The 14,299-nt window shown below is 49.6% G+C and carries 14 protein-coding genes and 1 pseudogene; 9 read left to right on the forward strand and 6 right to left on the reverse strand.

Features of this window, described 5'->3' with window-relative positions:
• The first annotated feature begins 18 nt into the window (after positions 1 to 18).
• Both AAHF05_RS23495 and AAHF05_RS23500 read left to right on the forward strand, forming a co-directional pair.
• Positions 19 to 987 carry an IS5-like element IS903B family transposase gene (locus AAHF05_RS23495; protein WP_013815099.1) on the forward strand — a complete coding sequence of 323 codons (969 nt, stop codon included), beginning with the start codon at positions 19 to 21 and terminating at the stop codon, positions 985 to 987.
• Between the two features lie 160 nt (positions 988 to 1,147).
• The gene (locus tag AAHF05_RS23500; protein ID WP_012695470.1) at positions 1,148 to 1,963 is read left to right on the forward strand and encodes an aminoglycoside O-phosphotransferase APH(3')-Ia; all 816 of its coding nucleotides are present in this window, start codon (positions 1,148 to 1,150) and stop codon (positions 1,961 to 1,963) included.
• Between the two features lie 136 nt (positions 1,964 to 2,099).
• Here AAHF05_RS23500 and AAHF05_RS23505 read toward each other — a convergent pair whose 3' ends face one another.
• Positions 2,100 to 2,993, reverse strand: coding sequence for a LysR family transcriptional regulator (locus AAHF05_RS23505; protein WP_012695469.1), 894 nt, complete (start codon positions 2,991 to 2,993; stop codon positions 2,100 to 2,102).
• A 193-nt stretch (positions 2,994 to 3,186) separates the two neighbouring features.
• Between AAHF05_RS23505 and AAHF05_RS23510 the strand changes: the two genes are divergently transcribed.
• The 4 genes and pseudogenes from AAHF05_RS23510 to AAHF05_RS23525 all read left to right on the forward strand — a co-directional run bounded on the left by AAHF05_RS23510 (position 3,187) and on the right by AAHF05_RS23525 (position 7,605).
• Positions 3,187 to 4,344 carry an iron-containing alcohol dehydrogenase gene (locus AAHF05_RS23510; protein ID WP_021243026.1) on the forward strand — a complete coding sequence of 386 codons (1,158 nt, stop codon included), beginning with the start codon at positions 3,187 to 3,189 and terminating at the stop codon, positions 4,342 to 4,344.
• A gap of 77 nt (positions 4,345 to 4,421) precedes the next feature.
• Positions 4,422 to 4,997: pseudogene (locus AAHF05_RS23515) on the forward strand (MFS transporter); the annotation flags it as partial.
• A gap of 30 nt (positions 4,998 to 5,027) precedes the next feature.
• Positions 5,028 to 5,996 carry an IS5-like element IS903B family transposase gene (locus AAHF05_RS23520; protein WP_022652343.1) on the forward strand — a complete coding sequence of 323 codons (969 nt, stop codon included), beginning with the start codon at positions 5,028 to 5,030 and terminating at the stop codon, positions 5,994 to 5,996.
• A gap of 205 nt (positions 5,997 to 6,201) precedes the next feature.
• Entirely contained in the window at positions 6,202 to 7,605 is a 1,404-nt protein-coding gene (locus AAHF05_RS23525; RefSeq protein WP_000125668.1) for an ISNCY family transposase, read from the forward strand.
• A 32-nt stretch (positions 7,606 to 7,637) separates the two neighbouring features.
• Here the strand turns inward: AAHF05_RS23525 and arsH are convergent, their stop codons facing one another.
• The gene (gene arsH / locus AAHF05_RS23530) at positions 7,638 to 8,342 is read right to left on the reverse strand and encodes an arsenical resistance protein ArsH (protein ID WP_000130816.1); all 705 of its coding nucleotides are present in this window, start codon (positions 8,340 to 8,342) and stop codon (positions 7,638 to 7,640) included.
• Between the two features lie 86 nt (positions 8,343 to 8,428).
• Between arsH and AAHF05_RS23535 the strand changes: the two genes are divergently transcribed.
• The 3 genes from AAHF05_RS23535 to arsC are packed head-to-tail and all read left to right on the forward strand — an operon-like array spanning position 8,429 to position 10,522.
• Entirely contained in the window at positions 8,429 to 8,749 is a 321-nt protein-coding gene (locus AAHF05_RS23535; RefSeq protein WP_000941305.1) for a transcriptional regulator, read from the forward strand.
• Between the two features lie 45 nt (positions 8,750 to 8,794).
• A complete protein-coding gene (locus tag AAHF05_RS23540; protein WP_000922628.1) occupies positions 8,795 to 10,084 on the forward strand; it encodes an arsenic transporter in 1,290 nt (429 codons plus the stop codon).
• Positions 10,085 to 10,096: 12 nt separating this feature from the next.
• Positions 10,097 to 10,522 (forward strand): glutaredoxin-dependent arsenate reductase, encoded by a 426-nt coding sequence (arsC, locus tag AAHF05_RS23545; protein WP_000065802.1) that lies wholly within the window; start codon positions 10,097 to 10,099, stop codon positions 10,520 to 10,522.
• Between the two features lie 59 nt (positions 10,523 to 10,581).
• Here arsC and AAHF05_RS23550 read toward each other — a convergent pair whose 3' ends face one another.
• The 4 genes from AAHF05_RS23550 to AAHF05_RS23565 form a co-directional block, all read right to left on the reverse strand.
• Positions 10,582 to 11,409 carry a universal stress protein gene (locus AAHF05_RS23550; RefSeq protein WP_001066652.1) on the reverse strand — a complete coding sequence of 276 codons (828 nt, stop codon included), beginning with the start codon at positions 11,407 to 11,409 and terminating at the stop codon, positions 10,582 to 10,584.
• Between the two features lie 18 nt (positions 11,410 to 11,427).
• Positions 11,428 to 12,906, reverse strand: a complete 1,479-nt coding sequence (locus AAHF05_RS23555) for a SulP family inorganic anion transporter (RefSeq protein ID WP_000927306.1) — start codon at positions 12,904 to 12,906, stop codon at positions 11,428 to 11,430.
• Between the two features lie 491 nt (positions 12,907 to 13,397).
• Positions 13,398 to 13,673 carry a hypothetical protein gene (locus tag AAHF05_RS23560; RefSeq protein ID WP_000864986.1) on the reverse strand — a complete coding sequence of 92 codons (276 nt, stop codon included), beginning with the start codon at positions 13,671 to 13,673 and terminating at the stop codon, positions 13,398 to 13,400.
• Between the two features lie 140 nt (positions 13,674 to 13,813).
• Positions 13,814 to 14,011 (reverse strand): hypothetical protein, encoded by a 198-nt coding sequence (locus AAHF05_RS23565; RefSeq protein WP_001371914.1) that lies wholly within the window; start codon positions 14,009 to 14,011, stop codon positions 13,814 to 13,816.
• Between the last annotated feature and the right edge of the window lie 288 nt (positions 14,012 to 14,299).

A 14,299-nucleotide genomic window follows, 5' to 3' on the forward strand; every position in this document is an offset into this window, starting at 1 on the left:
AATCGAACTTTTGCTGAGTTGAAGGATCAGATCACGTATCTTCCCGACAACGCAGACCGTTCCGTGGCAAAGCAAAAGTTCAAAATCACCAACTGGCCCACCTACAATAAAGCCCTCATCAACCGTGGCTCCATAACTTTCTGGCTGGATGATGAAGCTATTCAGGCCTGGTATGAGTCAGCAACACCTTCTTCACGAGGCAGACCTCAGCGCTATTCTGACCTTGCCATCACGACTGTGCTGGTCATTAAACGCGTATTCAGGCTGACCCTGCGCGCTGCGCAGGGCTTTATTGATTCCATTTTTTCTCTGATGAACGTTCCGCTACGCTGCCCGGATTACAGCTGTGTCAGCAGGCGGGCAAAGTCGGTTAATGTCAGTTTCAAAACGCCCACCCGGGGTGAAATCGCGCATCTGGTGATTGATTCCACCGGGCTGAAGGTCTTCGGTGAAGGCGAGTGGAAAGTCAAAAAGCATGGCCAGGAACGCCGCCGTATCTGGCGTAAGCTGCATCTCGCCGTTGACAGTAAAACACATGAAATCATCTGTGCAGACCTGTCGCTGAACAATGTGACGGACTCAGAAGCCTTCCCGGGTCTTATCCGGCAGACTCACAGAAAAATCAGGGCAGCATCGGCAGACGGCGCTTACGACACCCGGCTCTGTCACGATGAACTGCGGCGTAAGAAAATCAGCGCGCTTATCCCGCCCCGAAAAGGCGCGGGTTACTGGCCCGGTGAATATGCAGACCGTAACCGTGCAGTGGCTAATCAGCGAATGACCGGGAGTAATGCGCGGTGGAAATGGACAACAGATTACAACCGTCGCTCGATAGCGGAAACGGCGATGTACCGGGTAAAACAGCTGTTCGGGGGTTCACTGACGCTGCGTGACTACGATGGTCAGGTTGCGGAGGCTATGGCCCTGGTACGAGCGCTGAACAAAATGACGAAAGCAGGTATGCCTGAAAGCGTGCGTATTGCCTGAAAACACAACCCGCTACGGGGGAGACTTACCCGAAATCTGATTTATTCAACAAAGCCACGTTGTGTCTCAAAATCTCTGATGTTACATTGCACAAGATAAAAATATATCATCATGAACAATAAAACTGTCTGCTTACATAAACAGTAATACAAGGGGTGTTATGAGCCATATTCAACGGGAAACGTCTTGCTCGAGGCCGCGATTAAATTCCAACCTGGATGTTGATTTATATGGGTATAGATGGGCTCGCGATAATGTCGGGCAATCAGGTGCGACAATCTATCGATTGTATGGGAAGCCCGATGCGCCAGAGTTGTTTCTGAAACATGGCAAAGGTAGCGTTGCCAATGATGTTACAGATGAGATGGTCAGACTAAACTGGCTGACGGCATTTATGCCTCTTCCGACCATCAAGCATTTTATCCGTACTCCTGATGATGCATGGTTACTCACCACTGCGATCCCCGGGAAAACAGCATTCCAGGTATTAGAAGAATATCCTGATTCAGGTGAAAATATTGTTGATGCGCTGGCAGCGTTCCTGCGCCGGTTGCATTCGATTCCTGTTTGTAATTGTCCTTTTAACAGCGATCGCGTATTTCGTCTCGCTCAGGCGCAATCACGAATGAATAACGGTTTGGTTGATGCGAGTGATTTTGATGACGAGCGTAATGGCTGGCCTGTTGAACAAGTCTGGAAAGAAATGCATAAGCTTTTGCCATTCTCACCGGATTCAGTCGTCACTCATGGTGATTTCTCACTTGATAACCTTATTTTTGACGAGGGGAAATTAATAGGTTGTATTGATGTTGGACGAGTCGGAATCGCAGACCGATACCAGGATCTTGCCATCCTATGGAACTGCCTCGGTGAGTTTTCTCCTTCATTACAGAAACGGCTTTTTCAAAAATATGGTATTGATAATCCTGATATGAATAAATTGCAGTTTCATTTGATGCTCGATGAGTTTTTCTAATCAGAATTGGTTAATTGGTTGTAACACTGGCAGAGCATTACGCTGACTTGACGGGACGGCGCTTCCCTACCCTCATGGCCGCCTCCCAGGAATCGACCCAGGTGCTTATCGTGGACATAATCCTTTACTCATAAATTTATCTTATTCCATTATTGTACCTGTCGCGCAAAAGTTGCAGAAAAGCCATAAACGCAGGAGAATCCTGTCGGCGGTGAGGATAATAAATATGGTAGCCGTCAAAATATGGACACCACTCGGTCAGAACAGCAATCAGCTTGCCGCTTTTGATATATCCATCTGCAACATACTCGGGAATATAGGCAATCCCCAGCCCGTCTAATGCTGCATCGAGCTGATGAATCGTGCTGTTCGCAATATATTGCCCTTTGACTTTCAGACTGAATTTCTGAGCATCTTTCTCGAATTCCCAGGCGTACAATCCACTCGTATCAGAATAGCGGACGTTAATGCAGTTGTGGTTCAAAAGATCCTGCGGCTTCCTGGGCTTAGCATAACGCTTAAAATAATCTGGTGCAGCAACAACAAGCTGGCGCCAGTTCTGGCTTATTTTTGCGGCAATCATATCATTATTCAGAACATCGCCCGGACGAATCCCGGCATCAAAACGCTGATCAACAATATCTGTAAATCCATAGTCAATGCCGATTTCAATCTGAATATCTGGGTAGCGACTCAGAAAGTCCGGTAATACAGGACGGATCAAATACTGGATAACATCATCTGCCGCCGTGAGGCGTATGACGCCAGTGGGTTTTTCCCTAAGCTCACTCAACCGACTAATAGCATCATCAACCTGTTCCATTAACGGGCCAACTTCGTTAATGAGCCTTTCACCTGCTTCCGTAGTGGAGATACTGCGGGTGGTTCTGGCCAGCAGGCGGATCCCAAGCCTTTCCTCAAGAGATTTCACCGTGTGGCTGATGGCTGAGGGTGTCACACCTATTTCAGCTGCGGCTTTGGTAAAGCTTTTCAGCCTGGCCACTGTTAAAAAAACCTTTAATTCATCCACACGATTCCTCCTCCTCGGTCCCTACTGGAGACGTCAGCGTACCAGTCTGTCATTAATTATCAAATAAATTTCACAAGTAAGTGAAATTTATGTTGATTAATAAATAAAATTCAAAATGGTACTTTATATTCCACGACGTGAATATGTCCTCGTTGTAGTGACGGCTTTTAATTCTGAAAATGAGGTAATCATTATGCAAGATTTTATCTATCATAATCCGGTAAAAATTCTTTTTGGTCGCGATCAAATTTCTGCGTTAGCACAAGAAGTCCCGCAGGGTAAAAAGGTCATGATTGTCTATGGCGGGGGCAGCGTTATAAAACACGGTATATTGAAACGCGTAAAAGAGTCCCTGACAAACACCCTGGTTTATGAGTTTGGCGGTGTAGAAGCAAACCCTCATTATGAAACCCTGATGAAAGCCGTTGAGATTGTCAGAACAGAAAAAATTGATTTTCTTCTGGCCGTGGGCGGCGGTTCAGTGATCGACGGGACTAAATTTATTGCCGCCGCAGCCCTCTACGAAAATGATCCATGGGAGATCGTCAAGAGTTATGGCGGCGTGGTGAAACAAGCTCTCCCTTTTGGATGCGTGCTGACCCTGGCGGCCACGGGTTCAGAGATGAATAACACGGCGGTGATTAATCGGGTGACCACCCAGGATAAACTCTTTTTCACCTCCCCTTACGTTATGCCGAAATTTTCAGTGCTCGAACCGGAAATGACCTACACGCTGCCTGAACAACAAACCGCAAACGGGGTTGTTGATGCCTTTGTCCACGTTCTTGAGCAATACATTACTTACCCGGTTAACGCTAAGGTGCAGGATCGCCTGGCGGAAGGACTGCTGAGCACGCTGAAAGAAGAAGGCCCAGTAGCCCTTAAAAATCCACAGAACTACGACGCCAGAGCTAACATCATGTGGGCTGCGACGATGGCCCTGAATGGAATGTTGAGCGCAGGTGTCCCAACTGACTGGGCTTCTCACATGATTGGCCAGGAAATTACTGCATTATACGGAATCGACCACGCCCGTACCCTCGCTATCGTTATGCCTGCACTATGGCGCTTGTGCAAAAAGGAAAAAGCAGAAAAGCTGGCTCAGTACGGTGCGCGTGTCTGGAATATTCCTGAGTCTGATAGCGAAAAAATGGCCGATGAGGCTATCAATGCCACCGTGGAATTTTTTGAACTGATGGGCGTTAAAACCCGACTTTCTGATTATGGTCTGGGCGCGGAAGATATTTCAGCTGTTATCGGCAAGTTAAAAGAACATGGGCACATCGCATTAGGTGAACATGGAAAAATTACTGCTGAAGTGGCGGAAACAATACTGAACATGGCACTTTAATTGACTAACGATCTACTCTATTAGGCGCTAAGCCTGCGCACCTGGCAGGCTTAATTAAACATTAACGGTATTGCAAAATGCAGAAAATGAATGACACATTTCCCTATATGCCATTAATGGCTTTTGCGATGACCGGATTTATTTGCATCATGACGGAAACTATTCCAGCAGGATTATTGCCAGAAATCAGTAAGGGAATGAATATTTCGCTGGCTAGCGCAGGCCAGTGGGTCACCGTCTACGCCCTCGGGTCATTATTTGCCGCTATTCCGTTAACTATCGTTACCCGGTCGTGGAATCGGAAATATGTCTTATTAATGACCGTAGCGGGATTCTTCATTTTTAATACCATTACCGCACTTTCATCAAATGTTTACCTGACCCTGTTAGCGCGTTTGGGGGCCGGGGCGGCTGCGGGACTGGCGTGGAGCCTGCTGGCGGGGTTTTCACGCCGAATTGTTGAGCCGCTTCATCAGGGTCGGGCTATGGCGATAGCCATGGCTGGGACACCGCTGGCGCTCTCACTAGGCGTTCCGCTGGGAACCTGGCTTGGGCATTATCTTGGCTGGCGCCTGACGTTCGGTATTATGTCAGTACTTTCGCTGTTACTAATGATATGGATCCGTATCAGCGTTCCGGACTCTGCGGGGCGGCTTTGTTGAATAAATCGAACTTTTGCTGAGTTGAAGGATCAGATCACGCATCTTCCCGACAACGCAGACCGTTCCGTGGCAAAGCAAAAGTTCAAAATCACCAACTGGCCCACCTACAATAAAGCCCTCATCAACCGTGGCTCCATAACTTTCTGGCTGGATGATGAAGCTATTCAGGCCTGGTATGAGTCAGCAACACCTTCTTCACGAGGCAGACCTCAGCGCTATTCTGACCTTGCCATCACGACTGTGCTGGTCATTAAACGCGTATTCAGGCTGACCCTGCGCGCTGCGCAGGGCTTTATTGATTCCATTTTTTCTCTGATGAACGTTCCGCTACGCTGCCCGGATTACAGCTGTGTCAGCAGGCGGGCAAAGTCGGTTAACGTCAGTTTCAAAACGTTCACCCGGGGTGAAATCGCGCATCTGGTGATTGATTCCACCGGGCTGAAGGTCTTTGGTGAAGGCGAGTGGAAAGTCAAAAAGCATGGCCAGGAACGCCGTCGTATATGGCGAAAGTTGCATCTGGCAGTTGACAGCAACACACATGAAATCATCTGTGCAGACCTGTCGCTGAACAATGTGACGGACTCAGAAGCCTTCCCGGGTCTTATCCGGCAGACTCACAGAAAAATCAGGGCAGCATCGGCAGACGGCGCTTACGACACCCGGCTCTGTCACGATGAACTGCGGCGTAAGAAAATCAGCGCGCTTATCCCACCCCGAAAAGGTGCGGGTTACTGGCCCGGTGAATATGCAGACCGTAACCGTGCAGTGGCTAATCAGCGAATGACCGGGAGTAATGCGCGGTGGAAATGGACAACAGATTACAACCGTCGCTCGATAGCGGAAACGGCGATGTACCGGGTAAAACAGCTGTTCGGGGGTTCACTGACGCTGCGTGACTACGATGGTCAGGTTGCGGAGGCTATGGCCCTGGTACGAGCGCTGAACAAAATGACGAAAGCAGGTATGCCTGAAAGCGTGCGTATTGCCTGAAAACACAACCCGCTACGGGGGAGACTTACCCGAAATCTGATTTATTCAACAAAGCCAAGTCTATCAGTAAAGAGAATGAGAGATCAAAGTGGTCATTTTAATTGAGCTGGATAACGGACATTTCAATTGAGCCTTGACATAAGTTGTAATGTCCGATAATGGCTAAGTTAAGATGTCCGGCGTGTATAATCAAGTAAGGATTACCATGACGGCTCTCGCAGCGGAGTTTTTCACATTGGATGAAGTTAACCGACTCAAAATCATTCAGGATGTCATCGACCGGCGTCTGACAACACAAATGGCAGCTCAGCGGCTTGGTATCTCCGACCGTCAGTGCCGTCGTCTGCTTGCGCGTTATCGTGAAGATGGTCCGATTGGCATGACCAGCCGCCGTCGTGGTAAATCCAGTAACAACCAGTTGCCTCAGGGACTGGCCGCATACGCGCTGAACATTATTCGCGAACGCTATAACGATTTCGGTCCGACGCTGGCCTGTGAAAAACTGTCTGAGGTGCACGGTGTTCATCTTTCCAAAGAAACCGTCCGTAAGCTGATGACTCAGGCCAGTCTGTGGGTCCCACGTAAGCAACGTGCGCCAAAAATTCAGCAACCTCGTTACCGCCGTGCCTGTGCCGGTGAACTCATACAAATCGACGGCTGCGACCACCACTGGTTTGAAAATCGGGGACCTAAGTGTACGGCACTGGTTTACGTTGATGACGCAACCAGTCGTTTAATGCAGCTTCTTTTCGTGAAATCTGAGTCTACTTTCACCTATTTTGAAGCGACCCGGGGCTATATTGAAAAACATGGCAAACCGCTTGCGCTGTACAGCGACAAAGCCAGCGTATTCAGGATCAACAATAAAAATGCAACCGGCGGCGACGGCGATACCCAGTTTGGCCGTGCGATGCATGAACTGAACATTCAGACCATTTGTGCAGAAACCAGTGCTGCCAAAGGCCGCGTTGAACGGGCGCACCTGACGCTTCAGGACCGACTGGTCAAGGAGCTCAGGCTCCAGGGCATCAGTTCCATGGAAGCTGCGAACGCATTTGCCGAAGAGTTCATGAACGATTACAACCGTCGTTTCGCAAAAGCGCCTCGCCAGGCGTTTGATGTTCATCGGGAACTGGATGTCGATGACGATCTTGATATGGTATTTAACTGGCGTGAAGCTCGTAAAGTGTCGAAATCACTCACAGTGCAATACGACAAAGTCCTTTATCTGATTGAAGACAGCGAATTCAGTCGTCGGGCGATTGGTAAATACATCGATGTCTGGCATTACCCGGATGGACATAAAGAGCTCCGGCTTAATGGCGTATCACTTCCCTACTCCACCTATGACAAGCTTTCTGAAATCGATCAGGGGGCCATTGTGGATAACAAACGTCTGGGGCGGGCCCTGGAAATGGCGCAGCTGGTCCAGGCCGAGCGGGATAATAACCGGTCGCAATCCGTACCATCCGGAGACGGCCCTTCTCGCAGGCGTAAAGCTCCCACGACGAAGAAATCCCAGCGTTCCCTGGATCAGGACGATATGTTCAATGCCCTGGTGAAACTTCAGTCACGCTCTGAAGAGATATTTGGGAAGAAACCGATTTAAAGCCCGGTAATCCATCCGGGCATGCCTGGCTGTCAGATTTTGGCCTGATTGACCCGTGCCGCGAGCTCCTGATGACTCTCTTTCCTTTCGCTGTAGCGGTCGGACAGGTAGGCTGTGTGCCCTTTCAGGAGTAACGTCATTTTGAACAACTCTTCGGTAACGTCGACAATCCTGTCATACCAGGGTGAGGGTTTCATGCGCCCTTCATCATCAAATTCCTGCCATGCCTTTGGCACTGACGACTGATTGGGGATGGTGAACATCCGCATCCAGCGGCCAAGTATCCGCATCTGATTGACCGTGTTAAACGACTGTGAACCACCACAAACCTGCATGACGGCCAGCGTTTTACCCTGGGAAGGACGAACAGCACCTTCACTCAGGGGTATCCAGTCAATCTGGGCCTTCATCACCGAGCTCATGGCGCCATGTCTTTCCGGAGAACTCCAGACCATTCCGTCACACCACCTGACCAGCTCGCGGAGTTCAAGCACTTTGGGGTGACTTTCGGGCGCATCATCGGGTAACGGCAGACCGGATGGGTTAAATATTTTCACCTCAGCCCCCATCTTTGCCAGCAACCGCCCGGCCTCTTCCGCTGCAAAACGACTGTAGGACCGCTCTCGTACTGAACCGTACAGGATGAGAATTCGCGGCATGGTTTCGTTGTTGCCCGTAAGTTTGCTGGCAAGCGCATCATCAAAATAAGCCGGTTCGATTGCTGGTAAGTCGGTCATAAAAAATCTCCATTTCATAAGCTATGCTTTAAAAGTTATCACATATGAAATACCATATGTATTGTTATTTTTTTACGAGGTTAAGCATGCTACAGCCTGTTCAGCTTTTTAAACTGCTCGCCGACGAGACCCGTTCAACTATCGTGATGCTTCTCAGGGAGTCCGGTGAAATGTGCGTCTGTGACATCTGTGCGGCAACCGCAGAGTCTCAGCCAAAAATTTCTCGCCATATGGCCCTTTTACGTGAAGCCGAGCTGGTCATCGACCGTCGCGAAGGAAAATGGGTGCATTACCGACTGTCGCCACACATGCCAGCATGGGCTGCGGGTATTATTGATACAGCCTGGAACTGTGAACGAGAAAACATACGCAACAAGCTCAGTAGCGTGGCATCTGTCTCCTGCTGATGGCGATATATATATCCGAATAAACAAATGTGAATGGAGTTTCTGATGTTACTGGCTGGTGCTATCTTTTTATTCACGCTCGTCCTGGTTATCTGGCAACCCAGAGGGCTGGGGATTGGCTGGAGTGCCTCACTGGGCGCAATTCTGGCATTGCTGACTGGCGTCGTTCATCTGGGGGATATTCCGGTGGTCTGGCAGATAGTGTGGAATGCGACCGCCACCTTTATCGCCGTGATCATCATCAGTCTTCTGCTCGACGAATCCGGCTTCTTTGAATGGGCCGCGCTGCACGTTGCCCGTTGGGGGAATGGCCGGGGGCGGCTGCTCTTCACCTGGATCGTCCTGCTTGGTGCGATGGTTGCGGCACTGTTTGCCAACGACGGTGCGGCACTGATCCTGACACCTATCGTTATCGCGATGCTGCTGGCGCTGGGATTCAGCCGGGGAGCAACCTTAGCGTTTATCATGGCCGCAGGGTTTATCGCTGACACGGCAAGCCTGCCACTGATTGTCTCAAACCTGGTGAATATCGTCTCGGCGGATTTCTTTAAGCTTGGTTTCTCAGAATATGCCGCCGTGATGGTCCCGGTTAACCTGGCCGCGATTGCGGCTACGCTGGTGATGCTGCATCTGTTTTTCCGTAAGGACATTCCCGCCGTTTACGACGTTTCTCTGTTGAAAGAACCGAAAGACGCTATACGTGATGTGAATACCTTTAAAACCGGCTGGCTGGTTCTGGTGTTGCTTCTGGTGGGATTCTTCGGACTGGAGCCGCTGGGCGTACCGGTCAGTTTGGTCGCAGCCGCTGGTGCATTGCTTCTGTTTGCTGTTGCGAAAAAAGGGCATGCCATTAACACCGGTAAGGTGCTGCGTGGTGCGCCCTGGCAAATCGTTATCTTCTCGCTGGGGATGTACCTGGTGGTCTACGGCTTACGAAATGCCGGTCTGACCCACTATCTCTCTTCCTTGCTGAATCAGCTGGCAGAGCAGGGATTGTGGGCGGCAACGCTGGGTACGGGCTTCCTGACGGCCTTCCTGTCATCAGTGATGAACAATATGCCGACCGTGCTGGTCGGGGCGCTGTCGATTGATGGCAGCACAGCGACCGGTGTTATCAAAGAAGCGATGATTTACGCCAACGTCATCGGCAGCGACCTGGGGCCAAAAATTACCCCTATCGGCAGTCTGGCAACGTTACTGTGGCTGCACGTTCTGTCGCAGAAAAATATCAAAATTACCTGGGGATATTACTTCCGGGTGGGCATTGTCATGACAATCCCCGTGCTGTTTGTCACGCTTGCAGCACTGGCGCTTCGTCTGTCTTTCACTTTGTAATGAGATACTGATATGAGCAACATTACCATTTATCACAACCCGGCCTGCGGCACGTCACGCAATACCCTTGAAATGATCCGCAACAGCGGTACAGAGCCGACCGTTATTCATTATCTTGAAACCCCACCATCACGAGCTGAGCTGGTAAAACTCATTGCGGATATGGGGATCACGGTACGAGCGCTGCTGCGTAAGAATGTCGAACCTTTTGAAGCGTTAGGGCTGGCGGAAGACCGCTTTACTGACGAGCAGTTAATCGATTTTATGTTGCAGCACCCTGTTCTGATCAATCGCCCTATCGTGGTAACGCCGCTGGGTACCCGGCTATGCCGCCCTTCTGAAGTCGTGCTGGATATTCTTCCCGATGCGCAGAAAAGCGCGTTCACGAAAGAGGACGGTGAGAAGGTAGTTGATGAAAAAGGTAACCGGCTGAACTAAACGTGTTCTTGTGACGAAGGGCGAGAGAACTCGCCCTTTTTTATTTAAGATAATCAGTGCTAACGGAGGATAAGAAGCGGTTGTTGCGTCTTTTGCAGCATTTCGGAGGTATGACTACCGATAAAGAACTGCCGCAACCTGGAATGACCGTAGGCCCCCATCACTATCAGATCGACAGCATTTTCCTCGGCGTAACGAATAAGCGCGTCCCCGACTGATTGCCCGGTAAGATGTGTTGTGCTGTTTTCTATATCCGCGTCACGTAAAATTTGCTGTGCGGTCAGCAGCTCTTCCTTCTTACCGTTTACCATGACAAGGTGGCACTCCAGCCCCCTGAGTAAGGGACTCATCGTCAGACGTTCCAGGTTACTCCTGCTTTCTTCACTGCCATCATAAGCCAGCATGACTCTGGAAGGCACTGAGTAGTTCTCCGGAACAACCAGTAGGGGTTTCTTTTGCAGACGAATAACGCTTTCCAGATGAGAGCCTACCGGATGCTGGCTACCCCGACGCCCCAGCACCATGAGACGAAGGTCGCTCAGCTCTGCCAGAACTTCATCCGGTGTACCGTGTTTTTGCATCAAAAGCACATCCGGGCTTCCCTGTTTTTGAAGCAGTTCAGCACAACTTTCCAGTATTGCTTTCCCCTGGGCCATCAGCAGGCGATTACGTTGCCCTTCAATTTCTACCAGCTCATCGGTCAGCAATTGCTGACTGTCTATGCCGAGAGTGCCGGTCAGGTCTGACACTACCGGGGTGCTGTCTTTTTCGATAACGTGCAACAGTGCTAGCTGTGATTGCAAAGTGCGGGCTGCCCACGCCGCATATTCACACACTGACCGCGTTGAAAGTGAACCGTCCACACAGGCTGTAACAGTATTATTCATAGTTTTCCCTCCAGTCTGTTAATGACCGCCCATCAGTTTTTCGACTTCTTCAGGTTTATCGTGAACACCAAACCGGTCAACGATGGTGCGGGTGGCTTCATTCATCCCACGTATTTCAACCCCGGCGCCCTCTCTACGGAACTTAATGACCACCTTATCCAGGGCGCTGACGGACGTGATGTCCCAGAAATGGGCATGTGAAACGTCTATCACCACATTCTCAATCGCTTCACGGAAATCAAAGTGGCTCGTAAAGCGGTCTGCTGATGCAAAGAATACCTGGCCGGTGACGGTATACGTCCGGCTCGTCCCCTCCAGAACTGAGGTTACACGCATGAACCGGGATACTTTAGTGGCAAAATTGAGCGAAGCAATCAGTACACCGGTCAGCACACCGAAGGCCAGATTATGTGTTGCCACCACAACCGCGACGGTGGCAAGCATGACCACGCTGGTTGAAAGGGGGTGTGTCCGCAGGTTGGCAATGGAGCGCCAGGAGAATGTCCCGATGGAAACCATAATCATCACCGCGACCAGCGCTGCCATCGGAATTTGGGAGACCCAGTTGCGCAGGAACACAATCAGGCAAAGCAGCACCACGCCCGCCGTGAGGGTTGAAAGTCGTCCGCGTCCACCGGATTTTACGTTGATAACAGATTGCCCAATCATCGCGCAGCCTGCCATTCCTCCGATAAAGGATGTGCAGATGTTCGCGATGCCCTGAGCTTTGCACTCCCTGTTTTTGTCGCTTGGCGTGTCGGTCATGTCATCCACGATAGTGGCGGTCATCATCGACTCAAGCAGGCCAACCACCGCAAGCCCCGCAGAATATGGCAGGATGATGAGCAGCGTCTGAAGATTTAAAGGCACGTCCGGGAGCAGGAAGACCGGCAGACTGTCGGGAAGTTTCCCCATATCCCCGACGGTTCGCACATCCAGATGCAGCCACATGGCAATCCCAGTCAGCACCACGATGCACACAAGCGGTGAAGGAATGGTTTTGTTGATATAAGGGAAGAGATAGATGATCCCCAGCCCTGCCGCAGTCATGGCATAAACATGCCATGTCACATTGGTCAGCTCAGGCAACTGGGCCATAAAAATCAGTATTGCCAGTGCATTAACAAACCCCGTGACCACTGAGCGTGAAACAAAACGCATCAGCCCGCCAAGCTTCAGATATCCGGCTATCAGCTGGAATACCCCGGTCAGTATGGAGGCAGCCAGTAAATACTGTAAGCCATGATCTTTCACCAGCGTCACCATCAGGAGAGCCATTGCACCGGTGGAGGACGAAATCATCGCCGGACGTCCGCCAAAGAAGGCCATAACGAGAGGAATACAGAACGCCGAGTAGAGGCCCACCTGGGGATCAACACCGGCGATAATGGAAAAGGCGATCGCTTCTGGAATGAGTGCGAGCGCGACAACAATACCGGCCAGAACGTCACCACGGACGTTACCCAGCCAGTCCTTACGCGTCGAGGACAGCAACATAGTAATTTCTCAGTTTTTAGATACAGTCAGCCCTGGAGGGCTACATTTTTACGTACGGTAAAGCACATCCGCAGACGGGATGTTATTGAGTGCGTGCTGAGGCTTGCTCAGTACGACAGAGGAAGGAAAAACTCAGGGTGGCGTAATACGCATAGCGGTTGTCAGATTCTCCATAGCGGATGTGTATATATTGTCGGCTCTGTTGTCAGGAAGAACTTACAGAACACGTCGCGTTTGAACATGAAACACTTCAAAGCAGCCCAATACTACAAATAAAGCGAATACGGGGTCAACCCAACAAGGTACTCAAACGAAGAGGTTAAGATGCGATTTTTATCCAGGAATTCAATATTATCAAAGGACATTTGAACTTTGCCCCACCCCGGACATCTCTACTTAGCTTTGACATAAGTTATTGATTCATATGTGGTTATTTTTTAACATTTACGTTTCACGTACTGATAGATTGCCTTTGAAGCCAACGCTGACCGTCATTCATCTTGATCAGGAATTTGGGCATCTTCTAAAAACACCTTTGTACGGTAATCATCTTTCCAGCCTAACCAAACTGAATCTTCACCACCGGAAGAAACAACTTTACGGTTTCCTGTGAGATTATCAGCCTGTTCTAAGCATATTGACTGCATATCAATGAGCAAATCAGCTTCTGCGACTTCCGTGCCGCCGATCGTTTCATAGCCGGAAATCAGAACAATTGCCTCAGGGTCTCTTTCGTTCAGCATGGCGATCAACTCTTTCACTTTCATTTTAAGATACCAGTAGTTTATTTGTGTGCATTGCTGATGGATTTTATAGTGCTGCCGACCTTTTTCAAGGTGCTTCCGTTGCTTCCAACGATCATGCTAACGACCTTGTTGTCTGACCTGGTATTGCCGTGGTCATCCTTTTAGAGAAATGCTCCAAAGATCAACATGGCGGCATAGGTTTTCCAGCTTGACCAATCAATCGTGGAACCAAGCAACAGATAGAATGCCAGGGCTACCAGCCCCAGCTTTACTACTAGCGCGATTATTATGGTGAAGATAGACTCATCGCGTTCGCCTTTAAGTATTTTATACCGCGTAATTAAACTGTCGTTTTTCATGTAGCATCCGTTATAGTTATTAAAGTCCTGCATTAGAAGTTGTTATTTGCCGAAGTTACCTTGTATGAGTTAACTGTGGATCCAAAAATACAAAATATAAGCTGTGCCAATTGAAAGGATTAGAAAAGCACAGTTACTAATAAAATCTACTAATGCTTGTAGCTTCTTTATTCTCACAATTGCTGGACCGTGTTCAGTAGAGGTACTACTCAGCCCTTTTGTTCTGGCACTCTCTGCTTTTCTGAAAAAATTGTAATGCAATCCTGACCGCAAGCAAAACCATGCCAA

The organism is Enterobacter adelaidei (assembly GCF_041937165.1).
Classification (GTDB): Bacteria; Pseudomonadota; Gammaproteobacteria; order Enterobacterales; family Enterobacteriaceae; genus Enterobacter; species Enterobacter adelaidei.